This is a genomic window from Marinomonas vaga, from assembly GCF_055388305.1.
Genome location: NZ_AP043903.1, coordinates 640,706 through 667,353, shown reverse-complemented (window position 1 = coordinate 667,353; position 26,648 = coordinate 640,706). Strand labels below are relative to the sequence as shown.

24 protein-coding genes are annotated in these 26,648 nt (G+C 46.9%); 17 read left to right on the top strand and 7 right to left on the bottom strand.

Translation table 11 applies throughout. From position 1 onward, the window contains the following. Window positions 1-16: 16 nt before the first annotated feature. The 7 genes from ACZ5DR_RS03085 (at window position 17) to ACZ5DR_RS03055 (ending at window position 5,534) form a co-directional block, all read left to right on the top strand. Entirely contained in the window at window positions 17-1,270 is a 1,254-nt protein-coding gene (locus ACZ5DR_RS03085; RefSeq protein ID WP_377365941.1) for an NAD(P)/FAD-dependent oxidoreductase, read from the top strand. Continuing rightward, window positions 1,270-2,049, top strand: coding sequence for a DUF1365 domain-containing protein (locus tag ACZ5DR_RS03080; protein WP_377365942.1), 780 nt, complete (start codon window positions 1,270-1,272; stop codon window positions 2,047-2,049). Before ACZ5DR_RS03085 ends, ACZ5DR_RS03080 begins: the two co-directional genes overlap by 1 nt. A 10-nt stretch (window positions 2,050-2,059) precedes the next feature. Next, complete coding sequence (locus ACZ5DR_RS03075; RefSeq protein WP_377365943.1) at window positions 2,060-3,316, top strand: class I SAM-dependent methyltransferase; 1,257 nt, start codon at window positions 2,060-2,062, stop codon at window positions 3,314-3,316. 29 nt (window positions 3,317-3,345) lie between these two features. Continuing rightward, the gene (locus ACZ5DR_RS03070) at window positions 3,346-3,855 is read left to right on the top strand and encodes a DUF2878 domain-containing protein (RefSeq protein ID WP_377365944.1); all 510 of its coding nucleotides are present in this window, start codon (window positions 3,346-3,348) and stop codon (window positions 3,853-3,855) included. Between the two features lie 4 nt (window positions 3,856-3,859). Further along, window positions 3,860-4,582 (top strand): hypothetical protein, encoded by a 723-nt coding sequence (locus ACZ5DR_RS03065; RefSeq protein WP_377365945.1) that lies wholly within the window; start codon window positions 3,860-3,862, stop codon window positions 4,580-4,582. Between the two features lie 9 nt (window positions 4,583-4,591). Then, complete coding sequence (locus ACZ5DR_RS03060; protein ID WP_377365946.1) at window positions 4,592-5,125, top strand: DUF3833 domain-containing protein; 534 nt, start codon at window positions 4,592-4,594, stop codon at window positions 5,123-5,125. 64 nt (window positions 5,126-5,189) lie between these two features. After that, a complete protein-coding gene (locus tag ACZ5DR_RS03055) occupies window positions 5,190-5,534 on the top strand; it encodes a DUF6164 family protein (protein ID WP_377365947.1) in 345 nt (114 codons plus the stop codon). Between the two features lie 10 nt (window positions 5,535-5,544). Here the strand turns inward: ACZ5DR_RS03055 and ACZ5DR_RS03050 are convergent, their stop codons facing one another. Next, on the bottom strand, window positions 5,545-5,961 hold the full coding sequence (locus tag ACZ5DR_RS03050) for a CBS domain-containing protein (RefSeq protein WP_377365948.1): 417 nt from the start codon (window positions 5,959-5,961) through the stop codon (window positions 5,545-5,547). 63 nt (window positions 5,962-6,024) lie between these two features. Then, window positions 6,025-6,999, bottom strand: coding sequence for a DMT family transporter (locus ACZ5DR_RS03045; RefSeq protein ID WP_377365949.1), 975 nt, complete (start codon window positions 6,997-6,999; stop codon window positions 6,025-6,027). 216 nt (window positions 7,000-7,215) lie between these two features. Here ACZ5DR_RS03045 and rlmF point away from each other — a divergent pair, with 216 nt between their 5' ends. Together rlmF and ACZ5DR_RS03035 are read left to right on the top strand one after the other, a co-directional pair. Beyond that, a complete protein-coding gene (rlmF, locus tag ACZ5DR_RS03040; RefSeq protein WP_377365950.1) occupies window positions 7,216-8,178 on the top strand; it encodes a 23S rRNA (adenine(1618)-N(6))-methyltransferase RlmF in 963 nt (320 codons plus the stop codon). A gap of 75 nt (window positions 8,179-8,253) precedes the next feature. Beyond that, a complete protein-coding gene (locus tag ACZ5DR_RS03035; protein ID WP_377365951.1) occupies window positions 8,254-8,976 on the top strand; it encodes a 1-acylglycerol-3-phosphate O-acyltransferase in 723 nt (240 codons plus the stop codon). On the opposite strand, the gene ACZ5DR_RS03030 is transcribed toward ACZ5DR_RS03035, so the two are convergent. Further along, window positions 8,973-10,337: a DUF3482 domain-containing protein gene (locus ACZ5DR_RS03030; protein WP_377365952.1), complete on the bottom strand. Its 1,365-nt coding sequence runs from the start codon at window positions 10,335-10,337 to the stop codon at window positions 8,973-8,975. The two genes, ACZ5DR_RS03035 and ACZ5DR_RS03030, sit on opposite strands and share 4 nt — an antisense overlap. A 3-nt stretch (window positions 10,338-10,340) precedes the next feature. Continuing rightward, the gene (locus tag ACZ5DR_RS03025; RefSeq protein WP_377365953.1) at window positions 10,341-11,567 is read right to left on the bottom strand and encodes a DUF2868 domain-containing protein; all 1,227 of its coding nucleotides are present in this window, start codon (window positions 11,565-11,567) and stop codon (window positions 10,341-10,343) included. Window positions 11,568-11,772: 205 nt separating this feature from the next. On the opposite strand from ACZ5DR_RS03025, the gene ACZ5DR_RS03020 reads away from it, so the two are divergent. Then, the gene (locus ACZ5DR_RS03020; RefSeq protein ID WP_377365954.1) at window positions 11,773-13,386 is read left to right on the top strand and encodes a methyl-accepting chemotaxis protein; all 1,614 of its coding nucleotides are present in this window, start codon (window positions 11,773-11,775) and stop codon (window positions 13,384-13,386) included. Window positions 13,387-13,448: 62 nt separating this feature from the next. Here ACZ5DR_RS03020 and lptG read toward each other — a convergent pair whose 3' ends face one another. Together lptG and lptF are read right to left on the bottom strand one after the other, a co-directional pair. Beyond that, window positions 13,449-14,513 carry an LPS export ABC transporter permease LptG gene (lptG, locus tag ACZ5DR_RS03015; RefSeq protein WP_377365955.1) on the bottom strand — a complete coding sequence of 355 codons (1,065 nt, stop codon included), beginning with the start codon at window positions 14,511-14,513 and terminating at the stop codon, window positions 13,449-13,451. Beyond that, complete coding sequence (gene lptF / locus ACZ5DR_RS03010; protein WP_377365956.1) at window positions 14,506-15,618, bottom strand: LPS export ABC transporter permease LptF; 1,113 nt, start codon at window positions 15,616-15,618, stop codon at window positions 14,506-14,508. The genes lptG and lptF overlap by 8 nt, the downstream gene beginning before the upstream one ends. Before the next feature lie 124 nt (window positions 15,619-15,742). Here lptF and ACZ5DR_RS03005 point away from each other — a divergent pair, with 124 nt between their 5' ends. From ACZ5DR_RS03005 to ACZ5DR_RS02985, 5 genes are all read left to right on the top strand, one after another. After that, entirely contained in the window at window positions 15,743-17,200 is a 1,458-nt protein-coding gene (locus tag ACZ5DR_RS03005) for a leucyl aminopeptidase (RefSeq protein ID WP_377365957.1), read from the top strand. Window positions 17,201-17,209: 9 nt separating this feature from the next. Further along, window positions 17,210-17,980, top strand: a complete 771-nt coding sequence (locus tag ACZ5DR_RS03000; RefSeq protein WP_377365958.1) for a hypothetical protein — start codon at window positions 17,210-17,212, stop codon at window positions 17,978-17,980. Window positions 17,981-17,996: 16 nt separating this feature from the next. Beyond that, window positions 17,997-18,383, top strand: coding sequence for a hypothetical protein (locus ACZ5DR_RS02995; protein WP_377365959.1), 387 nt, complete (start codon window positions 17,997-17,999; stop codon window positions 18,381-18,383). A gap of 82 nt (window positions 18,384-18,465) precedes the next feature. Continuing rightward, the gene (locus ACZ5DR_RS02990) at window positions 18,466-21,249 is read left to right on the top strand and encodes a valine--tRNA ligase (RefSeq protein ID WP_377365960.1); all 2,784 of its coding nucleotides are present in this window, start codon (window positions 18,466-18,468) and stop codon (window positions 21,247-21,249) included. A 62-nt stretch (window positions 21,250-21,311) separates the two neighbouring features. After that, the gene (locus ACZ5DR_RS02985; protein WP_377365961.1) at window positions 21,312-21,533 is read left to right on the top strand and encodes a cold-shock protein; all 222 of its coding nucleotides are present in this window, start codon (window positions 21,312-21,314) and stop codon (window positions 21,531-21,533) included. 76 nt (window positions 21,534-21,609) lie between these two features. Here the strand turns inward: ACZ5DR_RS02985 and ACZ5DR_RS02980 are convergent, their stop codons facing one another. After that, on the bottom strand, window positions 21,610-22,020 hold the full coding sequence (locus tag ACZ5DR_RS02980) for a CBS domain-containing protein (RefSeq protein ID WP_377365962.1): 411 nt from the start codon (window positions 22,018-22,020) through the stop codon (window positions 21,610-21,612). 48 nt (window positions 22,021-22,068) lie between these two features. Here ACZ5DR_RS02980 and tadA point away from each other — a divergent pair, with 48 nt between their 5' ends. Together tadA and purL are read left to right on the top strand one after the other, a co-directional pair. Further along, the gene (gene tadA / locus ACZ5DR_RS02975) at window positions 22,069-22,614 is read left to right on the top strand and encodes a tRNA adenosine(34) deaminase TadA (RefSeq protein WP_377365964.1); all 546 of its coding nucleotides are present in this window, start codon (window positions 22,069-22,071) and stop codon (window positions 22,612-22,614) included. 95 nt (window positions 22,615-22,709) lie between these two features. Further along, a complete protein-coding gene (purL, locus tag ACZ5DR_RS02970) occupies window positions 22,710-26,606 on the top strand; it encodes a phosphoribosylformylglycinamidine synthase (RefSeq protein ID WP_377365965.1) in 3,897 nt (1,298 codons plus the stop codon). Window positions 26,607-26,648 lie beyond the last annotated feature (42 nt).

Genomic DNA, 26,648 nt, shown 5'->3' with positions numbered 1-26,648 from the left:
ATAGGAAAAAAACTTCATGGACATAGCTGTTATCGGTACAGGAATCGCGGGCTTGACCGCGGCATATTTACTCAATAAACAACATTCAATCACAGTGTTTGAGCGTGACTCTCGCATTGGCGGACACACGGCTACAAAAGACGTAAAAGACGGTGATTCTGTCATTAAAGTGGACACTGGCTTCATTGTTTACAATGACTGGACTTACCCTAATTTTATCCGTCTGATGGAAGAGTTAGGGGTCACAACCAAACCGACCGAGATGAGCTTCAGTGTCAGTTGTCAGCGTACTGGATTAGAGTACGGCGGTAACAATTTAAATTCTTTGTTTGCCCAGCGTAAAAATATATTTAACTTGCCATTTCTAGGCATGCTGAAAGACATCATGGCGTTTAATAAAGCGGCCATTCAAGACTTGGACTCCGGCGTGTTGGATCCTGCTATTACTTTAGGAACCTATCTCAAGCAGAAAGGCTATGGTGAACTCTTCGCGAGTCATTATTTGATCCCTATGGGGAGCGCTATTTGGTCATCGACCTTGGAAGAAATGTTGGATTTTCCATTGGTGTTTTTTGTGCGCTTCTTCAAAAACCACGGTTTGTTGAGTGTGAATAATCGCCCTCAATGGCATGTGATCGAAGGTGGCTCAGCGGCCTACCTTAATCCATTGAGCTTGTCGTTTCAGCCAAACATTAAGCTTAATACCCAGATCACACGGGTAGAACGTCAGCCTGGCCAAGTCACCCTCCATTTTGAAAACCAAGAACCCCGTGTGTTTGATCATGTGGTGTTTGCGTGCCATAGCGATCAGGCGTTGGCTTTGCTCGGAGACGATGCCACTGACAAGGAAAAAGAGATCCTAGGGGCGATTCCATACCGCAGTAACGAGGTAGTGTTGCATACGGATACGTCCCTCATGCCTAAGGCAAAACTTGCTTGGTCGAGCTGGAATTACCACCTTGGTAAAGACACATCGAAGCCAGCCACTTTGAGCTACAACATGAACATCTTGCAGGGGTTTGATATCACAGAGAAAACCTATGTGGTAACTCTAAATAACACTGATGATATTGACCCTAAGAGCATTATTGGAACTTACCACTACGACCACCCCACGTTCACTTTAGAGGGGATTAATGCCCAAGAGCGTTGGGCAGAGATTAACCATGAGAATACCTGGTTTTGTGGCGCTTATTGGCGAAATGGTTTTCACGAAGATGGGTGTTGGAGTGGGGTGCGCGTTGCGAAGGCATTAGGTGTGGATTGGTAATGTCAGAACATTTAGCAAGCGCCATCTATACTGGGGTTGTGCGGCATCGTCGCTTTACCCCCCGCAATCATGATTTCACTTACAACGTGTACATGATGTATTTCGATTTGAGTGAAATCGAGCTGGTGCTTGGGAAGTCTGTTTGTTGGTCTAGCAAGTCTTGGCGTCCTGCTCGGTTTGTACGTGAGGATTACTTTGGCGACCCTAATATTCCATTGCAGGAAGCCGTCAGGGCAGAAGTTAATCGGCGGCTTGGAACTGAGCTCACTGGTCCAATTCGACTGCTCACAAATGCCCGTTATTTTGGTTATTTGATCAACCCAATCTCTGTTTATTACTGCTTTGACGAGCAGGAAAAATTGCAAGCCATGATGCTGGAAGTGACCAATACACCATGGGAAGAACGGGTGACTTACGTATTTTCCTGTGATCCAGCAAAGCATACTCAACGTACAAGAATAGACAAAACAATGCATGTGTCACCGTTTCATCCCATGGATCATTTCTACGATTGGCGTAGCACGGTCCCCGGTCAAAAAATTGCGATACATATGCAGAATAAAAAGCTAGATTCATTAGAGAATTGTGTTTTTGATGCAACCTTGTCACTTCGACGTGAGCCTATTTCATCGGGTAATTTGACGTCTATTTTGTGGCGTTATCCTTGGATGACAGCCAAGGTTGTATGGGGCATTTATTGGCAGGCGTTAAAACTGTTTATAAAGCGCGTGCCAGTTCATGACCACCCAAAACACAGTTCTGGACCTTCGTCTGATTAAGGGGCTGTTGATGATTAATTCCGTGAGTGCTAATAGAAACAGTAAGTCTACTTCCCGTTCCAGTGTCATGGATAAGGTGGCAAAAAGAGCGGTTTTGGCTTTGCTTAAGCGGTTAGAAATCGGACACTTAGTGGTGGAAGATGGGGATGAGCATTATACATTTGGTCAAGACCCAGCGCTCACCCAATACCATGCCCACATTACGGTAAAAGACCCGAGTGCCTACCGGGATGTGTTTTTTAACAGCAGCATCGGTTCCGGTGAAGCCTATATGAAAGGTGCATGGGTGACACCGGATTTGACCAATGTGATTCGACTTATGGTGGCGAACTTAAATGTCATCAATGAGGCGGATGCAAAGCGTCCTATTTGGTCCCGAATCGGCAGCAAACTGTTTCACTCTTTTAACGCCAATACTAAAGACGGTTCCCGTAAAAATATCTCAGCCCATTATGATCTTGGAAATGACTTTTTTGAATTGTTTCTAGATCCGACCATGATGTACTCCGCTGCTATTTACCCTAGTAAAGATGCCAGTCTTGAGGAAGCGGCAGTACACAAGTTAGATCGTATTTGCCAAAAGCTTGAATTGACCCCTGATGATCATCTATTAGAAATCGGTACTGGCTGGGGCGGCATGGCGATTCATGCGGCGAAACACTATGGTTGTCAGGTGACCACGACGACCATCTCAAAAGAGCAATATGATTACGCCAAAGCCCGAGTGGTTTCAGAGGGGTTGGAAGGGCAGATTACTCTTCTACTCGAAGACTATCGCGATCTGACCGGCCAATACGATAAGTTGGTCTCCATTGAGATGATCGAGGCAGTGGGTCACGAGTATTACGACAGCTACTTCAAAAAATGCAGTGACTTATTAAAGCCCCACGGTTTGATGGCAATCCAAGCCATCACCATTGCCGATCAACGTTATGACTATGCCCGTAAATCAGTGGATTTTATTCAGCGTTATATCTTCCCAGGTGGTTGCTTGCCTTCTAATGCGGTCATTGCGGATAAGGTTTCCAATAAGACAGACATGCAGATCGTACAATTGGAAGACATTACTGAGCATTATGCGGACACTCTGATGCATTGGCGTGAGCGTTTTTTCGAGCGATTGGAGGTTGTGAAGCAGCAGGGCTTTGACGACGTATTTTGCCGTATGTGGGAGTTCTATCTGGCTTATTGTGAAGGTGGATTCCGGGAACGGGCCATCAGTACAGGGCAGTTTGTCTTCGCGAAACCGAATTATCGGTTCCGTTAATTTCAATTGCTAAACGATCGGAGGCCCCAATGAAGTCTTTGGTCAACGCCGCCGCTTTCCAAGTGTTTTGGTTTGCCTGTGTGTTAGGCGGAGATAATTGGAGTGTTGCGGCGATTATTTTGTACTTTGTGTTTCACCACTTTTACTTTGTGGAACACTCATCTGAATGGTATTTGATCGCACTTTTTGTGGTGCTCGGTATCCTCCTTGACGGTGCCTTGATGTTCGGGGGCTGGTTGGAGATGCCTCACTCGTTATGGTCACTATCGATTCCGCCACCATGGCTGTTAGGGCTTTGGGCTGGCGTGGGTTCTTTGTTTTTCCATTGTCTCTATTGGGGACAACGTTACCCATGGGTATTAAGTGGCTTGGCGGCTATTTCTGCGCCAGCCAGTTATGTTTTAGGGGCAGATTTAGCAGAAGTGTCATTAGCGGAGCCTATGATTGAGACTTTATTGCTGATGGCATTTATTTGGTTTTGGGTGGTGCAAATAGGTGTCTTTGGTGTTCGTCTCGTAGAATCAAAGCGACAAGGTTGATGTTATGAAAGCTCGAGCTATCTCACTATTTTTATTGGTCTTTTCGAGTGTGGTTTCGGCAAACAGCCAACCCTCTCAAGAAGTCATCGGCAAAGCCTATGATCTAGACAGCGGTGACCTCTTATACGTGGAACGGCATCGTTATCTTGCCAATAAAACCCACGAAGTACGTTATTTCGACCCGGATGGAAAGCCCTTTGCGCGTAAGGTATTGGATTACAGTGTGTCAGAGAACGCTCCTTCTTTTGAGCAGCGGAATGATTTGCGTGGGGAGTGGATTCAAGTCACCGATGACGGTGATGAGCTGCTGTTGAAGTACCAAGAAAAAACCGGTGAAACCGTCTTCGATAAACGCTTTGATTTGTCTGATAACCTGCTGGTGGATGCCGGTTTTGATCGCTATGTGAAAAACAATTGGCAGGCGTTGAATGCCGGCAGTAGCGATATGTCCATCGAGTATTTAGTGCCTAGTAAGCTTACCACTGTAGGCTTTAATGTCAGTAAAGTGGATTGTTTGCCAGAGACCCCAAAGGGTGCCGTATGTTTTGCTATTGCACCTCAGTCTTGGTGGGTCTCACTCGCAGTTGACCCCATCATAGTGGCCTATGATGTCAGCTCAAGAAACCTGTTACGTTTTAATGGGCGCGGCAATATTGCCAGTGCTCAAGGTAAGTACCAATCTGTTGATATTCGTTACGAATACCCAGAGAAACTGGCGCAAAACTAGGAGTTCGTTATGAGCCGTTTATTCGTCCTGTTGCTGTCTTTAGCCGTCCTGTCTGGATGCTCATCCACCACAGTGGAGCAGTACGCAGATAATCGTCCAATATTTGATGTGACGTCTTTTTTTGATGGGGAATTAACGGCCCATGGGATTTTAAAAGATCGTAGTGGCGAAGTAACACGCTACTTTTCCGCTGATTTAAAGGGCCACTGGGAAAACGGAGTTGGCACCCTAGAAGAGTGGTTTGTTTTTGATGATGGTGAGCGTCAGGAGCGAACTTGGACGTTAACGCCTAATGGAGATGGTACTTACACTGCTACGGCAGGGGACGTGGTCGGCTCGGGACTGTTGAAAACCTCTGGTAATGCCTTGTTTATGAAGTACGTGTTACAGGTCCCCTATAATGGCGACACCATAGATGTGAACGTGGATGATCGTATGTATCGTGTGAGTCCTGATGTGGTGATGAACGAGTCAGTCTTAACTAAATTTGGCTTCGAGGTGGGGTATCTCACCCTTACTATCATTAAGGCCCCCAGTGAATGAGCGACAAGCCCTAAGGCATTTGTTAACCTTGCGCCCTTTAGTGTGGCTTTGATTAGGTGAGTGAGTGGCGCAGTTAGTTTTTCGATTAAAAAATGTTCCTGATGCAGAAGCGGATGATATTCGTGAGTTGCTAGCGGAGCATGACATTGAGTTTTACGAAACCACTGCTGGCCGCTGGCAAATCTCCATGGCCGGCATTTGGGTGCGGGATGTGGAACAAGCCAAACTGGCCAAACAATTAATTGCCGAAGATCAAGCTCAACGTGCGGGTACAGCAACGCCCATTTCTGCATTGGATTGGGTTCGTGGCGCATTGAGTCACGCTCGACAAAATCCCGTGGAGTTTATTTTTACACTGATCGCAGTGCTGTTTGTACTTGCGATCAGTGTGTTCCCCTTCATCATCTAATGGGCAGTTCCTACACTGGGACGCAATGTTCTTGGCCCTGTAGCAGTGCCGTCATGACTTGGCGGCGATTCACAATTCCGATTAAACGGCCCTCTTCCACCACGGGATAGATCTTAGGTTTGTTGTCTGTCATAAGTTTTGCTACCTGCATGATTTGCTGGCTCGGTGTCAGGTAGAGCACGTCCTCACTCATCAAGCTAGAGATGTCCTTGGCGCTATGGCAGTAATACACCGCCTGCATAAGTGGCTCCAATAAGTCCTGTTCTGAAATGAACCCAATTAAATTATCGTAGCGATCCGTGACTGGCGCGCCGCTGAGTTTGTGAGCCGCAAGTTGACGAGCGCAGTCGTCAATGCGCGTGGTGGGGTAAACGTGGAATGTGTCTCGAGACATAATGTCCCGGACGGTTAAGGCGTCGAAACTCATAAATCCCCCGCATTTCACTGGTTGTGTCCTTTCAGTGTAGCGGGGGTTTATGGATTTGCGTATTTAAGCGTGGGAAGTTTTTAGTTTATCGAGTGCGGCTTGGCGTTTGTTCAGCGAGGCCGTTAGGAACTGTACGATAATAGCCGCTGCCACCACTAAGCCCATTCCAAATAAACTCAAGCTGTCAGCATTAGAAGAAGTGATGACCCCTTGCCACCAACCGAATGTAACAGCCGCCTCAGTAAAGATAAAAGCTACCACGGGGGTCAAAGCAATGGATGCACTGACTTGTACGGTTTGCCAGTAGTTCATGGCTTGGGCAAAGGCACCGTAAGCCACAATGGTATTTAAGCAGCAAAATGCGGCAACCAAGGTTTGATTCAGATCCATTTCTAATAGGGCAGAAGGGGAAGTGAAAGGAAACATGACCACTAATGCATACAGATAGATACCGAGTAATATATTGGTGCTCGACAGGATTTTAAACAGTGACTTTTGTAATAGGGCATAAAGACACCAAGCACTGGCTGACAACTGCACGATTAGAAAACCGACCAGTACATTGTTTGAGCTACCTGCCCCTTGTCCTGTTAATACAGGGTGAAAAAAGGTCAGCATACCAATGCCGAGAACCACAAAGCAGGCCCACTGTTGCCAGCGAACTTTTTCTTTGAAAAAGACTAGGCCGCCAAGTGCGAGGAATAGAGGGGCCACTTGAAAACTCAGTTGTGCGGAACCCGGATGCAAATAATCCAAGCTCCAGACAAAACTGCTGTAATTGATGATCAGAAAGCTGCCGGCGGCAAAAAGGGTTAGCCATTGCTTACGAGTAAGCTTGGTAAACTCTCGCAAAGCTCCCCGTTGCCATTGCCATAAGAGCAGTATGAGTCCCGCCACGGAAAAGCGTAGCCAAGTTAGTGTCACTGGGTCCGAAAACCCACCTGACAACTTCAGCGCAATGGGGAGGGTGCTCCAAAATACAACACAGATGGTGCTGAAGAATAATCCGTACAGGAAGATTTGTCGTCCTGTTAGCATTGGGAACCTCCTTTGCGTTGGGTAATAGAAGAGGTTTAGCTTGGCGGGGGAGAAGATTTTTATCCAATGCATAATGCTTCTAATTATTATGCGTATTATGGAAAACGCTTAATAAGGTGAATGAAGGCATCTTTTGCATTGGTTTTTTACTTCCGGTTAAAAGTCTTTAGAATAGGCTGCTCGAATTCAGATTCTTCCATTTGGTCACATTCCCTTATGAAAACGGTTAAAAACGACAATAAGTTAAAGCTTCATCCGCGTAACCCTCATCGTGCGCGGTACAACTTTGCTTTGCTGGCTGACTCTTGCCCAGAGCTGGCCCCGTTTATTCAGTTGAACCGTTATGGCTCTGAGACCATCGACTTTTCAAATCCTGATGCGGTAAAAATGCTTAACAGAGCCTTGTTAGTGCATTTTTACGGTGTGCTGTTTTGGGATATTCCAGAAGGCTATTTGTGCCCGTCTATTCCGGGGCGTGCTGATTACATTCATTACCTTGCGGATTTATTAGCTCAGAGCAATGATGGCACTATTCCCCGTGGGCGTAGTGTGCAGGCATTAGATGTAGGGACAGGTGCGAATTGCGTGTATCCCATTATTGGTTCCCAGGAGTATGGCTGGCAATTTGTAGGCACGGACGTCAACCCTGTGGCGGTGCAGTCGGCAAGCACCGTAGTGCAGGCGAATTCCAGTTTGAAAAAGCGTATCAAGATCCGTCAACAAGCGGATGGTGAACATATTTTTGCTGGGGTTTGGCAAACTGGGGAGTGCTTTGATGTGACCCTTTGCAACCCACCGTTTCACAGCAGTGAAAGTGCTATGTCTTCTGAAAATAAGCGCAAATGGCGTGGGTTGGAGTCTAAAGAAGATGCCAAAAAAGGCACCTTGAACTTTGGCGGTCATGGCCCTGAGCTTTGGTATGAAGGGGGCGAGACAGGCTTTATTACGCGCATGATTGAAGAAAGTGTTGCGGTAAAAGAGCAGTGCTTTTGGTTCACCAGCTTAGTAGCGCGTAAGGACAATCTTAAACGTCTCTATCAAGCACTAAAGCAGGCTGGGGCCACGGATGTAAAAACCATAGAAATGTCTCAAGGGCAAAAAATCAGTCGTTTTATTGCATGGACCTTCTTAGAGCCGAATCAAATGGACTTTTGGCGTGATACTCGCTGGCGTAAGTAGTCAGTTTATTTGACGATCTTCGTATTTCAGTAAACACTTAATCCATAAAAAGATTCCTTATATAAAGGTGACGTGATGATAGCGATTGTCAGGCTAATCATTCTATTTTGTTTGATCATCCTTGTGACGGCCTATGGCCTTCTGCTTTGTCTTGTTTTAGGTCGTTCGAAAGATCGTGTGTATTACGTGGCAAAAACTTTCTCTCCGGTGGCGCGTTTATTCGGACTGTCTGTTACCAAGCATGTGTCCTATAAGAGCTTGGATGTGAAGCAAGCTGTGTATGTTGCGAACCATCAAAATAATTATGACCTATTTACCTTCTCCCATGTGGTGCCCCATGGGGTAGTGACCGTAGGTAAAAGCTCATTACGTTGGTTGCCATTCTTTGGGTGGTTGTATTGGGCCAGTGGTAATTTTTTGATTCATCGACATGACCGCAATAAGGCGATTGCTACCATCAGCGAGATTGTCGATAACATGCGTGAGACAGGCTTGTCCATTTGGATGTTTCCCGAGGGGACTCGTAGCCGGGGAAGGGGTTGGCTGCCTTTTAAGCGCGGCGCCTTCCATGCGGCGATTCAGGCACAAGTCCCTATCATTCCCATCGTCTGCAGCTCTACCCATAAACAGGTGTCTCTGAACCGTTTAGATAATGGTCCTGTGAAGGTAGAGATCATGGATCCTATCTTTACCGAGGGACTTACCGACGCAGATATTCCCGATTTAGTGGCTCGCTGCGAGTCGCTCATGCAAGCTAAGCAAGCGGAAATGGACCTTGAGCTGGAGCGAAAGCGCTAGTTCTTGGTGCTTAAGTGCGAAATTTCCTTGGTTAAGCTCTCAATTAGCTCGTGACGAGGGAGTGGGTCTGTCTCGTCCAATGCTTGCCATTCGGTCCTTTGAGCAAGCTTTTTAAACAGCTTGTCTAATCGTCCTATGTCCTCTTTTGAAGGTATTACCTCGTTCTTAGTTTGGAAAGCAACTTGAGCCGCATGGCCTCGGTGATGGAGATGGTTGATCAATTCCGTACCGCGATAGAGCAGGGCAATCAAAGTACCACTATTAGCGGCTAATACGGCACGGTTACGCAGCTTATTCACTAAACTGGCTTTGAAAGATTGACCTGTCTGCCAGCCTGCACCCAGCAATGCCCCTAATGTTGTGGCCGTACCTAAGGTTAACCCAGCGCTAAGAATATCGATGCCTGCCCCGATTGCGGCCCCCGTAGCGGCGACTGTAGTGGTTTGGATGCCCCAGCTTTTGAGGGTTTGCGCATCAAATAGATCTTGTTCCCATTGGTGGCCATCAATGTCCAAGTTCTGTAAGGCTACATCACTGGGTTGAAAGTCATAAATGGCTAAGCACTGCTGGATAAAATGCTCTTCTTGGATACGGATTTTGGATTCAAATTCTAGCTGGTCTTGGGGTGACGGTTTGGCGCTGGCACACAAGTGTTGGTAAGTGGCACAGCTGATAAGGGTGCTGGCTAATTGGTTCTGAGCTCTCTGTAAACGCTGTTGGGCATCCTGTTGGCGTTGGCTAATTAATGACTGCAAGGCATCGTAATGATCTGGGGAAAGGCTCTGCAGGGTTTGATAAAGCTTACGTTCATCAGCAAAGTAAAATGCGACCGTATCGTAGCGTACATGGGCGTGAAGTTGGCGTTCAGCAAGACATTGTTTCCAAGTATCCAAATGACTCGGCTCACCATTACAGAAGTTAAGTATGGGCACAATAGGCTTATTGGCGCAGGCGAGTATGTCTAATTCATTAAGGTATTTTTCTAATGGAGCTTGGCGTAAGTCGATGAGGTAAAGGGTGATATCGCATTGAGGTAGCTGGTTTAGAATCTTAAATTCTTGATCAAAGTGCTCTGTAAGGGCCCCATCAGTGATGATTTGCTCTAACCATTGTTGGTTGGTTTGCTGGTCATAGGGGGCCATGCGGCGGGTTTGCCAAAGCCCCATGGAGTCTTCAAACCCAGGTGTATCAATCAACCTTAGTAAGGTTTCACCCTTAACAGATAACGGGATTTCTTCCACATGGCGAGTGGTGCCAGAACGGTTGTCCACCTCGCCAAAACGTCTGTCGCGCATCAAGGTGCGAATGAGGGAGGTTTTTCCTGTGTTGGCATGACCAACGATCAATAGTGAAATAGCCATTGTTTATTCAACCAACCTTTGAATCTTACTGTGTTCAATGCCTACTTTTATGAGTGCTTGCTGCCAATCACTGCAAAAGGTCGCCCCCACCAAATAGTAGTGGGTGTCTGTGGCTTGAGTCTGTGCCATAAAGCGAAGACTGCCGCGGTCCGGACTAGTTTGGCTGTCTATTATCAGGGCAGCAGGATGTTCAGCTGCTAAAAAGCCTTTTTGCTCATCGAGGGAGTTTATGTGTAAACAAGCGTGTGACGTTATTGTGCTGGGTTTAGGGTTGCTCCACTCAAATAAATAGCAGGTGAGCTCCTTTGGAATCTGTTTGACCGAAGGTATTGATGGGTTGCCATTGAGTGCTTGGTGTTTTGATGGGGAGCTAAAGTCAGGGTCGATGATATGGCTTTTAGGGGATGGCTCAAGCTGACTAGAGGAACGTGTACTCAAGAAACGTGTGTGTGCAAGGCGGTAATTTAAGTGGCAAATCAAGTACAAGATACCTCGTACCAAGACGCCGTAAATCATTACGCAGGCCAGTAGCCAGATGGCCCACATTTGTCGTAAGGACTCTGATTGAACTGCCGCTGACAATTGACTTTGCTGGATATCACTCAGGCTTGGAACCGGGATTCCCACCAACCCCGGAAGGACACTCAAACCATGGGTGAGGGCTGCAAAGTCATTGCTGGTGAGCAGTGTTGTTTCCCAGACAAAGTGTACTTGGTGGGTCATGAGGAAGAATAAAACACTGGTCAGGCCCCCTAGAAGGTAGGCTCCCCAAAAACCATGTATGAGCCGAGCTCCGAGCCATTTCGCACGGTTTCCAGTGATTCGCATCTGGAGAAAAGCGTCAAATATCAATGAAGGGACATTTAATCGTGGTGCAAGGTGTTTTGACATGGACGTCAAAATTGAGGTGCTGTAGGGTGTTTTACGATGGTTAACTATAAGGCTGATGCTCCATAGGGCTAGACTAAAAAAGTGTGCTCCTAGTAATACCCCAAGCAGCCAAAAGATATTGATTTTTTGGCTGCCCGACGTATCGAATGTCATGGGGGCTGCCAGCATACCGACTAAGAAAAAAATTAGACTCATGCCCCATTGAAAGCTTCGCATATTTGTCACTAACTTGGAGTAGGCTAGCACCGCATTCTCATTAGAGATTGCTAGGGACGATTGGCCTTTTGTGGAGTGCAACGTTTTCAGTAGCACGGAGCGTTCTTGGACAGAGATGGTCATCTAGACAGTATCCTTAGTCATCATGACAGATAGTGACACTCGCTGAGCATAATAGTGCCAGAAAGTGTAACAACAGGAGCCCGTCATTGGCGAACTGTAAATGACCAAGGGGAAAGTGTGTGCAATTGTTATTTCAAATTGATTCGCCAAATCGTACTACTCTAATATTCATACATTCTAAATAATCAGTAAGGTTGGAACTGATATGCGTTTAAATTCTATTCGCTCAAAGGTCACTGCACCCATTGCGTTACTCGGCATCATATTAATTGGGGTGTTTTTATCTTTTTTATCCATTGTCGGGATGCAAAAGGAGCAAATGGCCGTTCAGTCTGAACGCTATTTTGCCGCAGCAAACTATGTGCTAAACGCTGACCGAGATATTTACCAAGCCTTAGTTGGACGCAATGGCATTCTAAATAAACAGGGTGATTATGATTCTAACCTTGCGGACTTTGAAGAAAATGCCCAACAAGTTAAAGACCGCTTTCAACTTTATCGTGGTGCTTTAGCAGGGGAAGCAAATTTACTGAAGTCATTTTCGAACTTTGATGGACTATTTAACCAGTGGCTAAAAGCCGAGCGTGCCTTGATTGCCAGTGCTAAAACGGGCACGGTCAATAATGCTGCAATAGCCTCTACTGATGCATTGTTTTCCGATATTCGCGATGTTCTCGATGTGGCTGGAGAGGCTGTGAGCAAGCGTGCCCAAGAGTCCCAAGCTGAAACCATGGCGACTATCCAATCCCTACAGAATGTTGTGTTGGTGATCATTGTTGCGGCCTTAGTTGTTGCGGCAGTAAGCGGCTACATCGTGCCAAAACGTTTGAATCGCCGTGTCTCCAACCTAGCCAATCGTATTAAAGAAATCGCTGAAGGTGACGGGGATTTGACCCTGCGTATCAATTCCACTGCAAAGGATGAATTGGGCGATCTAGCCCATGAATTCGACACTTTCGTTGAGCGTTTAAGGGGTATTATTGGTAGTGTTCATCAGCAGTCAAACTCCCTTGGTGGTATGACTAACGACCTTAATCAGGCTTCAGAGCGCACTGCGGGTATTACCACGACTTTAGTGAATGCCTCTAACTCGATCGTGAGTGCTGCCCATGAGATGAGTATGTCTAACCAGCAGATGGCAGATGTGGCAACTAATACAGCGCACGAAGCACAGAACTCTAGTGAACTAGCAGATCAAGGTATTAGTGCTGTGAATACTTCCCAGTCTGCCATCTCCAACTTGGTCAATGACATTAATGATGCTTTAGGTCGCTCTTCTGAATTGGAGCGTAGCTCTGAGGCCATTGCGTCTGTGTTGGAGGTGATTCGTAACATTGCTGAGCAAACCAACCTATTGGCGCTCAACGCTGCGATCGAAGCGGCCCGTGCTGGCGAACAAGGTCGAGGCTTTGCGGTGGTGGCAGATGAAGTCCGTACTTTGGCCACCCGCACACAAGACAGCACCAACGAAATCGAGTCAATGATTGAGCAGTTGAAGGTGAACGTTCGTGAATCCTCTAAAGCGATTCAGAACAGCCGTTCAAACGCGGATACCACAGTGTCTAATTTTGATGATGTGATTCGTATTTTCGGGGAGTTACAGGAATCTTTCGCTAAGGTTCAGGATATGGCGGCTCAAACTGCTCAAGCCACTCAAGAGCAATCTACCGTATCAAATGAGATTAACGAAAACCTATCTGCGATGCAGTCTCAGACAGAGCAGGTTCAAAGTGTTTCGGATCTAGTGCAAGAGCATTCTCGCCACATCCGCAATTTATATAAGGAACTGGATCGCCAAGTGGGCAGCTTTAAAGTCTAGTGATCCATGACTGATAAAAAAACCGCCATTTGGGCGGTTTTTTTTATGGCATTCAAAGAGTGTTAGTTACGTTTCTTTAGTAAATAAAGCCCTGCAGCCAAACACACAAGAATAGGTATCAATATACCAAGCAAAGGTGGTAATGAACTGACTAAACTCATGCGCCCGGTGATGTACAAAGAATTTTGGAACAGCAATCCGATTAAGACACCAGAAAAGATCCGAGCCCCCATGGTCGAAGATCGTAATGGGCCAAATATGGTGGAGATGGCCACAATGACCAGTGCTAATGAAGATAAGGGGCGGAACACCTTATTCCAGAACTCTAACTCGTAGTTGCCCGTGTTTAATCCCTGTTGCTGCAAAAATTGGGCGTACTGATTTAATTGAGTCAGGGAGAGGCTATCCGGTTCCTGGGTCGATAAATACAGATAATCTGATTTTAGAGTGGAGGTCCATCTTTCTTCTTTTTGAGTGTTGGTTTCAATTCTGTCCTCGTAAAAAGAAGAGGATTTAATATCCTGCAATAACCATTCGCTGTCGTTTACTTGTATAGCTGTTTTAGCCGTTTTGATGGATTTAAGCTGGTCATCAGAGCGGTCATAAATGGTGATCTTGTAAAGCGTTCCGTCTTGATCTGCAGCATCGATGTAAACATAGTCGGTGTCAGTTTTAAGCCAGCTGCCACCTGTGATGGAAAAACTGCTGGCTGCGCGTCCAGATTGTAGCTTATCTACTAAATTTGCCTTCTGCTCCGCAATAGGGGAAACAAACTCTGCGATAAGTAATCCCATAAGGGATAGGAGCAGTATAGGTTTACAAGCGGATAAGCCGATCCGCCATAAAGGGATACCAGCGGCACGCATGACGGTGATCTCTGAGGTCGAAGCCAATGCCCCAAGGCCGATTAAGGTGCCAATGAGAGATGATACCGGAAGGTACTCAGCCAGCTTGCCTGGCAAGCGTAGCGCTAAGACCTCCATCAAAATGGCGGTGGTGTATTGCTCGTTGATTTTTTTTACTTCGTCAATAAAGGTAATCGCAAAATCCAACCCCAATAGGACAAATGCCACCAAGCAAACCGCCATCAACACGCTGTTGCCAATATATCGATCCAGTTTACCCATGGTTGCCTCCCTGTTGCGGTAATCTCGCACTCCGGCGACTAAAAGCTTGGTTAAACATTAAAAAGGTATAAGCACCGATTACAGCAAATATGGCATGTATCCACCATAAACCAAATTGGATTGGGATCTCTTGTTTTTCCAGTGCGGTTTTCCCCCAGATCAACATACCTAAATAAGTAATCATCAAAACAATCGCTGGCAGCATTTTAAAGAACCGCCCTTGGCGCGGGTTAACTTGGCTTAATGACAAGCCGATTACACCAAGTATGGGTACTATCACCACGAGGCTGATACGCCACTGTAATTCAGCAATGTGCTTGGGATTATCTGACTGCAGTAAAAAGGTTGTCGGTAACGCGTATTCTGCGGTGATATCTTTTGGTGGAGTATCTTCTAAACGCAGCGCATAGGTCTCAAATGTCGTAATGCGAAAGTTCGCTTGCCCTGGCGTGCCTTCATAGCGAGTACCATCTTTTAACACCAGATACTGCAAATTGTTATGGTCTGGTAAACGGACAATCTCTGCATAATGGGCAATGGTTTGGGTGGGGACTTGTTGATTATTACGAGTTGAAATGTCGGATAAAAAGACGTTTTCCATCCAGCCTTCGCCGGAGGTGATTTGTTCTACATAGGTGGTTTTTTGTCCGGAGCCTTCAAATTTACCTGGCTGAATGAGATCAAATGCGGTGAGTTGATCTTGCTGTCGATAGATCTCTTGCACCTTGTATTCAAATGATGGGGACATCCAAAAATTAATAACAGCAGAAATTCCTGTCACAAATAGCGCAATACTCAGAGTGTAAACTCCAAGTTTCATCTTACTCACACCACTGGCGAACAAGATCGACATTTCGTTTTCAATGTACAAACGTCCATAGGCCAATAGCAAAGATAAGAAAAATGCTAAAGGGAGGATCATTTGAATAAAGCTAGGAATATGCAATCCTAGAATAATAAAGAGAAAATCGAAGCTCATTTTGCCGTCCGCAACACGACCTAAATAGTTAACGATACGGCCGCTTAAGATGACAAGAAGTAGTATGAAGGTGACCGCTGCGGTTGACACCAACACTTCTTTAGCCAAGTATCTGAATAGTTTCAAAGGAACCTCTTCTGGAGTTCTAGCGTGACTTCAGGCAAACGCTACGTTTTGCAGCCAATATTATCTCGATAGTTGCGGACGGTAGCCAGTATTTTTAGAAAGTTTTATGGAATTGGAAAAGATTATGAGAACACAGTTATTTAAGAATGTTGCAGAGGTAGACGCTAATTTAGTCGTGGCTTTTGTCCCAAGTGAAGGGGACTTGCCGACCGCGACCGCTCAGATCAACGAGACATTAGCGGGTCAAATTCAAACACTGCGTGAGCAAAGTGTGTTCAAAGGTTCCGTTGCCCAGACACTATTATTACCCAGCCTTGCGGCGGATAAGCCAGCGGTGCTTTTGGTTGGTACAGGCAAAGATGCCTTATCAGATATGAAATTGAAAAAAGTCATTGCGGCGATCGGCTCTAGCATCAAAGCCTTGCCTTATGAAACGGTTGCTGTGGCGGCGAGCGGGTTGCCGGCGAAAGATCGTGAATCTAACAATGTAACAACTTTACTTGCCCAGTGGCTGAACGAAAGCTTTTATGAATTTTTAGGCTTCAAAAAAGACGACGCTGAAAAGTCTACTAAAGTTGAAACCCTATTAATCGAAGGCACGGATCAAGCTGCATTAGACATTGGTGTGGCCACTGCCTCCGGCTCGGCCTTTACCCGCCAACTTGGTAACCTTCCAGGTAACGTCTGTACTCCGGCTTATCTAGCGTCAAAAGCACAGCAGCTTGGAGAAGATTTCGGTATCGATGTGGAGCTATTGGATGAAACCAAAATGGACGAGCTAGGCATGCATTGTATGCTGTCTGTTGGTCGAGGCAGTGATCAACCAAGCTACTTGATTGTGATGCATTACCGCGGTGGTGCTGAAGACGAAGCTCCCCATGTTTTATTGGGTAAAGGTATCACCTTCGATACCGGTGGTATTTCATTGAAACCAGGTGCCAAAATGGACGAAATGAAATACGACATGTGTGGCGCTGCCAGTGTGTTTGGCACCATGAAAGCCATCTGTGAACTGAAGCCTAAACTGAACTTTACTGCCGTGATTGCTGCCGCTGAAAACATGCCAAGTGGCCATGCAACCAAGCCTGGTGACATCGTTAAAACCATGTCGGGCCAAACGGTTGAAGTATTGAACACAGATGCGGAAGGTCGTTTGGTATTGTGCGATGCATTGACTTACATCGAACGCTTCAAACCACAATCTGTTGTAGATATCGCCACCTTAACCGGTGCCTGCATCGTTGCTTTGGGAAGTGTTAACTCTGGTATGTACGCCAACAAACCAGAAGTCGCTGATGCCCTTAAAGCAGCCAGTACTGAAGCCGCAGATAAGTTATGGCAGATGCCCCTAGATGAAGAATACCAGCAACAACTGGATAGCAACTTTGCGGATATCGCTAACATTGGCGGCCCAGAAGCAGGCTCGGTGACCGCAGCATGTTTCTTGTCTCGCTTTACTGAAAGCTACCCATGGGCGCACTTGGACATTGCTGGTACCGCTTGGTCTGGCGGCGCAGCGAAAGGGGCAAGTGGCCGTCCAGTTGGCTTGTTAACACGTTATCTTCTAAATAAGGCAGGTTAAGGGTTATCAATGAGTTCGGGTAGTAGTCGTTATGTTTTTTTGATGTGTTTAACTTGTTTGCCCTTATTAGGGCATGCAGAGGATTCAGAAGAGTCTTTTTTTCAAAAAGTCGCTGGCGACTATCAAAACTTTTATACCCTCTCCACCGCCCGGGCGCTTGCGCCCGGGTTCTTTACTGCAGCAATCATGGCTAACTCTGGGATCGATCGTTCAATACAAGATGAAGTGCCACTTCATGACAGGCGATTTAGAGACCATTCCAAACAAGTAAACTATTTTGGTGACTCCACTCGCACCATTCCAAGTATCCCTATTTATGCGGCGGCTATGGGGATTGATCATTGGTTGAATGAAGAGCAAAGCGTAGTTGGGCAATGGGGAGAGTACTCCTTGCGTACGTTTCTAGTCGGAGCGCCGTCAGGTTTCATTTCCGCCAATATCCTTGGAGGCAGTCGACCCACTGAAGGGCGTGGCAGTGATTGGCGCTTGTTTGATGACGTTAACAGCATAAGTGGCCATGCCTTTTCCGGCGCGGTGCCTATGATTAACGCGGCCATGTTAAGCAAATCCTTCTGGGCTAAAAGCGTCTTCTATGGTTTGTCCACATTACCAGCCTTGGCTCGGGTTGCCATGGACAAACACTACACCTCACAAGCGGTACTGGGGTGGACATTTGCTTACGTCAGTGCGAAAGTTGTACAGCGTGATCGCCCAGATATGTCTGTGGCGGTTGGTTATTATCAAGAGACCCCTGTATTAACCTTAGTAAAACAGTTTTAAGTTGCTGTGGTGTTTTATGTCTGATGTGTTGTCTGATACCGAAATGTATAGCGCAGAACCTGATGAGACGGTTTTGACGGCAGCGTTGCGTAACAAAGATGATATTCCTATTTTGATGGACATCGTCGGCGAGGCGAGCGCCCCTGTTAGTCAAGAACAGCACTTTGTACAATCTTTTACTAATGATAAGTCACAACAGCCTGATGCGGCTGAAGAGCCAGCTTTAGAAGCGGGTGCCACGGCAACTCCTGTCACAGATTCTAAGGCCGAAAGCACTGCTGAGGCGTCTTTAGACATTGATTCTGAGCGCTTGTCAGCAGCGATCGAAGCTGTTTTACAGCGAAAACTCCCCGAAATCGTTCAAGAGGTCGTCTTAGAGTTATCTAAGAATGAGACAGCATAACCATCAATTGCTTTCTCGGTTGCCTTTGAAACGTTATAATTCCCCAACTTTATTTGCCATCCAAGAGCTATAAGACACCATAATGGAAAAGACTTACCAACCCCAAAGTATTGAACAGCCGATTTACACGCGCTGGGAAGAGAACAATTACTTCGCACCAAGCGGTGACGGCACGCCATTTTCTATCATGATTCCACCGCCAAACGTCACGGGTAGTCTACACATGGGCCATGCATTCCAGCATAGCTTGATGGATGCCATGATTCGTCGCGCTCGAATGCAAGGTAAGCGCACATTATGGCAACCTGGTAGCGACCACGCAGGTATCGCAACCCAGATGGTGGTAGAGCGTCAATTGGCGGCACAGAATTTAACTCGTACCGGTCTTGGTCGTGAGAAATTTCTAGAAAAAGTCTGGGAATGGAAGGGCCAATCTGGCGGTACCATCTCTGATCAAATGCGCGTCTTGGGTGACTCGGTAGATTGGAATAAAGAACGCTTCACTATGGACCCAGGAATGTCTGCGGCAGTACAAGAAGTGTTTGTTCGCTTATTTGACGAAGGCATTATCTATCGTGGTCAGCGTTTGGTTAACTGGGATCCTAAGCTGCATACAGCTATCTCTGATTTAGAAGTATTGTCAGAGGAAGAAAATGGTTTCATGTGGCATTTCCGCTATCCCCTAGCGGATGGCGTGAAAACCTCCGATGGCAAAGATTACATTGTGGTGGCGACGACACGCCCTGAAACCATGCTTGGCGACTCAGCTGTTGCCGTGGCACCGGATGATGAGCGTTATGCTGATCTAGTTGGCAAAGAAATCATCTTGCCACTGGTGGATCGTCGTATTCCTATTATTGCTGACGAATACGTTGATAAAGAATTCGGTACTGGGTGTGTGAAAATCACCCCAGCCCACGATTTTAATGACTATGAAGTGGGTAAGCGTCACAATCTGCCTATGCTTAACATCTTCACAGATGATGCGGCTATTAACAGTGATGCCCCTGAGAAATACCAAGGCCTTGATCGTTTTGATGCCCGTAAAGTCATTGTTAAGGACTTTGAAGAGCTGGGTCTATTGGAAAAGATCGCTGATCACAAACTGAAGGTTCCTCGTGCAGAACGTGGTAACACAGTGGTTGAGCCGTACCTGACGAACCAGTGGTATGTGGCCGTTGAGAGTTTGGCAAAGCCTGCCATTGAAGCGGTTGAGAACGGCGATATTCAGTTTGTTCCTAAACAGTGGGAAAACACTTATTTCTCTTGGATGCGTGACCTTCAAGACTGGTGTATCTCTCGCCAACTTTGGTGGGGACATCAGATTCCGGCTTGGTACGATAACGCTGGCAACTTCTACGTTGGTCAGAGTGAAGAAGACGTACGCCAAAAATACAATCTAGCGGCAGATCTTGAACTGGTTCAAGACGAAGATGTTCTAGACACTTGGTTCTCTTCAGCCCTGTGGACATTTGCGACTCAAGGCTGGCCTGAGAAAACCGAAGACTTTGACCTGTTTGCTGAGTCTGATGTGTTGGTAACAGGCTTTGACATCATCTTCTTCTGGGTTGCCCGAATGATCATGATGACCTTGAAGTTTACCGATAAAGTGCCGTTCAAAACCGTTTACATCACCGGCTTGATCCGTGATGAGCGGGGCGACAAGATGTCTAAGTCTAAAGGTAACGTCATCGATCCATTAGACTTGATCAATGGTATCGACTTGGAAGCCTTGGTTGCCAAGCGTACCTACGGCATGATGCAGCCACGTTTAGCAGAGAAAGTTGAGAAGAATACCCGCGAAACCTACCCAGAGGGCATGCCTTCTTACGGTACTGATGCATTGCGTTTCACTCTCTGTTCTCTTGCGTCCGGTGGTCGTGATATCAAGTTCGATCTGAACCGTTTGGAAGGTTACCGTAACTTCTGTAACAAGATTTGGAACGCGGCCCGTTATGTGTTGATGAATACTGAAGGCCAAGACTGTGCTCAAAATGGCGGTGACGTAGAGCTGTCACTTGCAGACAAGTGGATCATCTCTCGTTTGCAACATGCCGAAGAAGCGGTAAACAAAGCCTACGATACCCATCGTTTTGATTTGGCAGCGCAAGCAATTTACGAATTCATGTGGCATGAATACTGTGACTGGTACTTAGAGCTTTCTAAGCCTGTATTGTGGGACGAAAATGCCACCCCAGCACAGCTTGCCGGTACTCGTCGTACCTTGGTTCGTGTATTGGAAGCTTTCTTACGCCTTGCCCACCCAATGATGCCGTTTATCACGGAAGAAATTTGGCAGCGTGTAGCGCCCCTTGCAGGTCAAGCGGGTGATACGGTGATGACTCAAGCCTTCCCTGAAACGGAAGAAGCGAAAAAAGACGCCGAAGCCGAAGCCGATGTTGAGTGGCTAAAAGGTGTCATCGAAGGCATCCGTAACATTCGTGGTGAGATGAACATTGCGCCTTCTAAGCCTTTAGATATTTTCTTCCGCAATGGCTCTGAGCAAGATCAAGCTCGCATGGAAGCTAACTTAGCTTTCTTGCAGAAACTTGCGAAGATTGAATCCATTACTTGGCTAGAAAGCGGTGCCGAAGCGCCTATGTCGGCTACTGCATTGGTTGGTGACATGGAAGTATTGGTGCCTATGGCAGGTCTGATCGACAAAGAAGCTGAGCTTGCGCGTCTGCAAAAAGAGATCGATAAGGCGAGCAAAGACCTACAACGAATCGAAGGTAAACTTGGCAATGAGTCTTTTGTTGCTAAAGCACCAGCGGCGGTTGTAGAGAAAGAGAAGGCTAAAAGCGAAGAGCTGAAATCCGTGGTCGCTAAGCTGGAAGAGCAAAAAGCGAGCATTGAGTCCTTGTAATGCATAGTCCCCTGCCATCGAGTGGGGGCTAATGACGCAAAAATAATAAGAAGAGGCGGCACATGACAGATAGACTATTTGGCAAAGTTAGGTGGTTTAATGACACCAAAGGCGTGGGATTTATCAAACGTGATGAAGAGCCTGACGTTTTTGTGCATTACAAAGCCATCCTTTCGGAAGGACACAAAACCTTAAAAAAAGGTCAATCAGTGAGTTTTGAAATCACTGAGACGGATTTTGGTGTTCAAGCCGCAGAGGTAAAACTTGAGAAAAAGCCTGTCTAGTCGCTGATTCTGATTCAAAAAACCCAGCTTAATGCTGGGTTTTTTTATATATAACGGCGCACATCAGAGCATGACGTTACAGCGACTGATGGGCTAACTTAACAAAATCGATGGGACTTAAAATGCCCACTAGCTTGCCTTCATCTACCACAGGCAGGCTACCGTATTTGTTTTCGATAAAAAACTCCGCCGCTGCTTTAAGTGAGAGGGTGGACGAAACCGTGAGAATGTCTTTGTTCATGGCATTACGGACGGGTGTTTGCTCTTCCTTTTTACTCAATTGCTGGGTACCGAACTGGCTAACAAGGTAAAAGGCATGTTTGAGGTATTCACGCTGTGTCAGCATACCTAAACAGGTGCCGTCAGCGTCCACCACAGGTAAATTGCGGATGCTCTTTTCTGCCATGAGTGCTTTGGCGTGAGCCAAAGAGTCGGATTCTTTCAGTGTGACAAGTTTGGTGATCATTAAGTCTGCTACAGTTTGCACGCTCAGAACTCCTTGTATAATGGTTCACTTGAGTTTAGGAGATAAGAAATGCCAAGTGCAATAGACCCTAGTCACCCTTCTGCGGAAGAAGATGCGTTTTGGATGGCTAAAGCCCTAGAATTAGCCTGCACAGCAGAAGCGGCCAGTGAGATTCCCGTGGGAGCCATTGTGGTACTGGAGGGTGAGATCATTGGTCAGGGTTTTAATTCTCCCATTCACAACTGTGACCCCACAGCCCATGCGGAGATTCAAGCGATTAGAGACGCTTGCCGACATATGAACAACTACCGTCTGCCTGGGGCGACCTTGTATGTGACCTTGGAGCCTTGCTCCATGTGCGCTGGTGCGATTGTCCACAGTCGTATTGCTCGAGTGGTGTATGGGGCGACGGAGCCAAAGAGCGGTGTCATTGAAAGCCAACAAGTGTTTTTCGAGCAAGACTTTTTGAATCATAAGGTGGATGCCTCCGGTGGCGTATTGGCTGACCAAGCGAGCAGACAGCTATCAAACTTTTTTCAGTACCGCAGAGAGCAAAAAAAGCGGTTAAAACAACAGGCTAAGACGCTATCCAAGGATGCTGGTGAAGGAAAATAGCGATATTGCAAAGACTGTGCTGGCTTCAAAACACCTCAATGATTTAAAATGTGCGCAAATTTTTCCCCAAACTACCACATGAGGCAAAACTCGACATGCTGACTCTGCATGGTTCCGCAGCGCTTTCTGCGTTTCGCAAAGCTAAGCTACTAGCCGGTCTACAAGATCTGCACCCATCCATCACAGATATCGATGCCCAGTTCCTTCACTTTGTTGAATTGAAATCAGGTCAGGCGCTGACTTCAGAGCAACAAAATGTACTTGAACAGGCTCTAACTTACGGGGCTAAGTCTACGACGACTCGATTGTCTGATAACTATGTTTTGGTCGTGCCTCGTTTAGGTACTATCTCTCCATGGTCATCGAAGGCAACAGACATTCTTCATAACTGTGGTCTTGAGTTGGTTGAACGTGTTGAGCGTGGTGTTCAGTACTTTATTCATTCAAATGAGTCTTTCTCTGAAGTACAACGTAGCCAAATTGCGGCCTTATTACATGACCGTATGACGGAAAGCGTGTTGCTAGACTTAGATGCTGCGACATCTATGTTCAGCCATGCGACCCCTGCGCCCATGACAAGCGTAGACATTCTTGCGGGTGGCCGCGAAGCATTGGTTGAGGCGAACCAAAAGCTTGGCTTGGCACTGGCGGAAGACGAAATTGACTACTTGGTAGAGTCTTTTAAAGAATTGGGGCGTAACCCTAATGACGTAGAATTGATGATGTTTGCTCAAGCAAACTCTGAGCACTGCCGTCATAAAATCTTTAACGCATCGTGGACCCTTGATGGGGAAGAGCAAGAGCGTTCTTTGTTCAAAATGATCAAAAACACTCACGAGCATAACCCAGACGGCACCTTGTCTGCTTATAAAGACAATGCGGCTGTGATGGAAGGTCACAAAGCGGGCCGTTTCTTCCCGAATTCTGAAACCCGTGAATACGATTTCTCCCAAGAAAATATCGACATCTTGATGAAGGTGGAAACCCACAACCATCCAACAGCGATCGCGCCATTTGCAGGTGCTGCGACAGGTTCTGGTGGTGAGATTCGTGACGAAGGTGCTACCGGTATTGGTGCTAAACCGAAAGCAGGTCTATCTGGTTACACAGTGTCTGACCTTAAGTTGCCTGGTTTTGAACAACCATGGGAAAGCCAATATGGCAAACCAAGCCGTATCGTGACACCACTGGACATCATGATTGAAGGTCCGATTGGTGGTGCGGCATTTAATAACGAATTTGGTCGTCCAAACCTATTGGGTTACTTCCGTACATTCGAGCAAAAAGTTCAAGGGCCAACGGGTGACGAAGTTCGTGGTTACCACAAGCCAATTATGTTGGCGGGCGGTATCGGTAACATCCGCCGTGAGCACGTAGAAAAAGATGAGATCCAAGTAGGTTCTAAGCTAGTAGTGCTTGGTGGCCCGGCTATGTTGATCGGTCTAGGTGGCGGCGCGGCGTCTTCTATGGCGTCTTCTGACGGTAACGAAGATCTGGATTTCGCCTCTGTACAACGTGGCAACCCAGAAATGGAGCGTCGTTGTCAGGAAGTTATCGACCGTTGTTGGCAGCTTGGCGACAAAAACCCAATTAGCTTCATCCACGATGTGGGTGCGGGTGGTCTTTCTAATGCCTTGCCAGAGCTTGTAAAAGACGGCGAGCGTGGCGGTAAATTCGATCTTCGTAAAGTATTGAATGACGAGCCAGGCATGTCTCCTTTAGAGATCTGGTGTAACGAATCTCAAGAGCGTTACGTCATGGCTATCCCTGCTGACCGCATCGACGAATTCGCTGCTATCTGTGAGCGTGAGCGTTGCCCATTTGCTGTGGTTGGTGAAGCGAAAGAAGAGCTGCACCTAGAAGTGGAAGATCCACATTTCGACAACAGCCCAGTTGATCTGCCAATGTCTGTTCTATTTGGCAAGCCACCTAAGATGCACCGTGAAGCGACCAAAGCGGACGTGAAAGGCGACGACTTTGATGGTTCTGAGGTTGAGCTTGTTGAAGCCGCGAAGCGCGTGTTGAGCTTGCCAACAGTTGCTTCTAAGAGCTTCTTGATCACTATCGGTGACCGCACCATCACAGGCATGGTGGCTCGTGATCAAATGGTTGGCCCTTGGCAGGTGCCAGTAGCAGACGTAGCGGTAACGACTTCTTCTCTAGACAGCTACACTGGTGAAGCTATGACCATGGGTGAGCGTACCCCTGCTGCCCTATTGAATGCGCCAGCATCTGGCCGTATGGCCGTGGGTGAGGCTCTAACCAACCTAGCCGCAGCGAAAATCACCAAGCGTAATCACATTAAACTGTCTGCAAACTGGATGGCTGCTGCAGGTCATGCGGGTGAAGACGAGAAGCTATACCAAACCGTAAAAGCAGTCGGTATGGAACTATGTCCAGCTCTGGATATCGCCATTCCTGTTGGTAAAGACTCCATGTCCATGAAGACAGTATGGAAAGAAGACGGCGAAGAAAAAGCCGTTACCTCACCTTTGTCTCTTGTGATTTCTGCGTTTGCGCCAGTGGAAGATGTTCGTAAAACATTAACACCTGAACTTAAGCAAACTGACAGTCAGTTGATCCTATTGGATCTTGGCGAAGGCCAAAATCGTCTAGGTGGCTCTGTACTTGCGCAAGTGTTCAATAAAGTGAGCAATGCGACACCAGACGTGGACAGCGCAGCAGTGCTTGCAGGCTTCTTTGATACGACTCAAGCATTGAATGCAGAAGGTAAATTGCTTGCCTACCACGACCGTTCAGATGGCGGTTTATTTGCTACCTTGACTGAAATGTCTTTCGCAAGTCACATTGGTCTAGATGTTGATCTTACAAATGTTGCTAAAGACAAAGCGTCTCTAGCGGCGGCATTGTTCAACGAAGAGCTAGGTGCTGTGATTCAAGTTGCAAACGGCGAAGTGGAAACTGTACTAGCGGCTTACCAAGCAGCGGGTGTTTCTGCGACAGCGGTTGCAACCCTAAATGATAGCGACACATTAAACTTCGCCTTCCAAGGTGAACAAGTATTGTCCCAAGATCGTATTACTTGGCAGCGTACTTGGTCTGAAACAAGCTACCGTATTCAAGCCCTACGTGATAACCCTGAGTCGGCACAGCAAGAGTTTGATAACTTGCTAGATGCGAAAGATCCGGGGCTTTCTGCGAAACTGAGCTTTGATATCAATGCCGATGTTGCCGCGCCTTACATTAACACGGGTGTGAAGCCTCGTTTGGCTGTATTGCGTGAGCAAGGTGTTAACGGTCAAGTAGAAATGGCGGCGGCGTTCCATAAAGCGGGATTCAATCCTGTGGATGTGCACATGAGTGACATCCTTACTGGTCGCGTTTCATTGGAAGAGTTCAAAGGTCTAGTGGCTTGTGGCGGCTTCTCTTACGGTGACGTATTGGGCGCTGGTGAAGGTTGGGCGAAATCCATCCTGTTTAATGCCCGTGCCCGTGAGCAGTTCGAGGCTTTCTTTAATCGCCAAGAAACCTTCTCCCTAGGTGTATGTAACGGCTGTCAGATGCTATCTAACCTTCATGACTTGATCCCAGGTGCGCAGAACTGGCCTAAGTTCGTACGTAACCAATCAGCTCAGTTTGAAGGTCGTCTGGTTCAAGTGGAAGTGAAAGAGTCTAACTCTGTCCTACTTGCGGATATGGCGGGTTCTGTTATGCCAATCGCCGTGGCCCACGGTGAAGGTCATACTGAGTACCGTGATGAAGCACATAAAGCGATTCTTCAGGCCAATGGCCAGGTAGCACTGCAGTATGTTGATCACTATGGTCAGCCAACAGAGCGTTACCCATACAACCCGAACGGCTCTGCTGAAGGTATTACAGGTCTAACGTCAGAAGATGGCCGTGTGACCATCATGATGCCTCACCCAGAGCGTGTTTACCGTGCGGTACAACACAGCTGGAAGCCAGAAGATTGGCAAGAGCAAGGTCCTTGGTTGCGTTTGTTCCAAAACGCTCGCAAGTTCCTAGGCTAAGCCATTAACGGAATTAAAAAGCCCGCTACTGAAAAGTAAGCG

Excerpts from the sequence above, each read along its gene's own strand:
- ACZ5DR_RS03020 (WP_377365954.1), top strand. The coding sequence starts at position 11,773 with ATGCGTTTAAATTCTATTCGCTCAAAGGTCACTGCACCCATTGCGTTA.
- ACZ5DR_RS02995 (WP_377365959.1), top strand. The coding sequence starts at position 17,997 with ATGTCTGATGTGTTGTCTGATACCGAAATGTATAGCGCAGAACCTGAT.
- ACZ5DR_RS03085 (WP_377365941.1), top strand. The coding sequence starts at position 17 with ATGGACATAGCTGTTATCGGTACAGGAATCGCGGGCTTGACCGCGGCA.
- ACZ5DR_RS03000 (WP_377365958.1), top strand. The coding sequence starts at position 17,210 with ATGAGTTCGGGTAGTAGTCGTTATGTTTTTTTGATGTGTTTAACTTGT.
- ACZ5DR_RS03065 (WP_377365945.1), top strand. The coding sequence starts at position 3,860 with ATGAAAGCTCGAGCTATCTCACTATTTTTATTGGTCTTTTCGAGTGTG.
- ACZ5DR_RS03080 (WP_377365942.1), top strand. The coding sequence starts at position 1,270 with ATGTCAGAACATTTAGCAAGCGCCATCTATACTGGGGTTGTGCGGCAT.
- purL (WP_377365965.1), top strand. The coding sequence starts at position 22,710 with ATGCTGACTCTGCATGGTTCCGCAGCGCTTTCTGCGTTTCGCAAAGCT.
- ACZ5DR_RS03070 (WP_377365944.1), top strand. The coding sequence starts at position 3,346 with ATGAAGTCTTTGGTCAACGCCGCCGCTTTCCAAGTGTTTTGGTTTGCC.
- ACZ5DR_RS02990 (WP_377365960.1), top strand. The coding sequence starts at position 18,466 with ATGGAAAAGACTTACCAACCCCAAAGTATTGAACAGCCGATTTACACG.
- ACZ5DR_RS03030 (WP_377365952.1), bottom strand. The coding sequence starts at position 10,337 with ATGGCTATTTCACTATTGATCGTTGGTCATGCCAACACAGGAAAAACC.
- ACZ5DR_RS03005 (WP_377365957.1), top strand. The coding sequence starts at position 15,743 with ATGAGAACACAGTTATTTAAGAATGTTGCAGAGGTAGACGCTAATTTA.
- ACZ5DR_RS03060 (WP_377365946.1), top strand. The coding sequence starts at position 4,592 with ATGAGCCGTTTATTCGTCCTGTTGCTGTCTTTAGCCGTCCTGTCTGGA.
- ACZ5DR_RS03025 (WP_377365953.1), bottom strand. The coding sequence starts at position 11,567 with ATGACCATCTCTGTCCAAGAACGCTCCGTGCTACTGAAAACGTTGCAC.
- lptG (WP_377365955.1), bottom strand. The coding sequence starts at position 14,513 with ATGGGTAAACTGGATCGATATATTGGCAACAGCGTGTTGATGGCGGTT.
- ACZ5DR_RS03035 (WP_377365951.1), top strand. The coding sequence starts at position 8,254 with ATGATAGCGATTGTCAGGCTAATCATTCTATTTTGTTTGATCATCCTT.
- tadA (WP_377365964.1), top strand. The coding sequence starts at position 22,069 with ATGCCAAGTGCAATAGACCCTAGTCACCCTTCTGCGGAAGAAGATGCG.
- ACZ5DR_RS03045 (WP_377365949.1), bottom strand. The coding sequence starts at position 6,999 with ATGCTAACAGGACGACAAATCTTCCTGTACGGATTATTCTTCAGCACC.
- ACZ5DR_RS03075 (WP_377365943.1), top strand. The coding sequence starts at position 2,060 with ATGATTAATTCCGTGAGTGCTAATAGAAACAGTAAGTCTACTTCCCGT.
- ACZ5DR_RS02985 (WP_377365961.1), top strand. The coding sequence starts at position 21,312 with ATGACAGATAGACTATTTGGCAAAGTTAGGTGGTTTAATGACACCAAA.
- rlmF (WP_377365950.1), top strand. The coding sequence starts at position 7,216 with ATGAAAACGGTTAAAAACGACAATAAGTTAAAGCTTCATCCGCGTAAC.
- ACZ5DR_RS03050 (WP_377365948.1), bottom strand. The coding sequence starts at position 5,961 with ATGAGTTTCGACGCCTTAACCGTCCGGGACATTATGTCTCGAGACACA.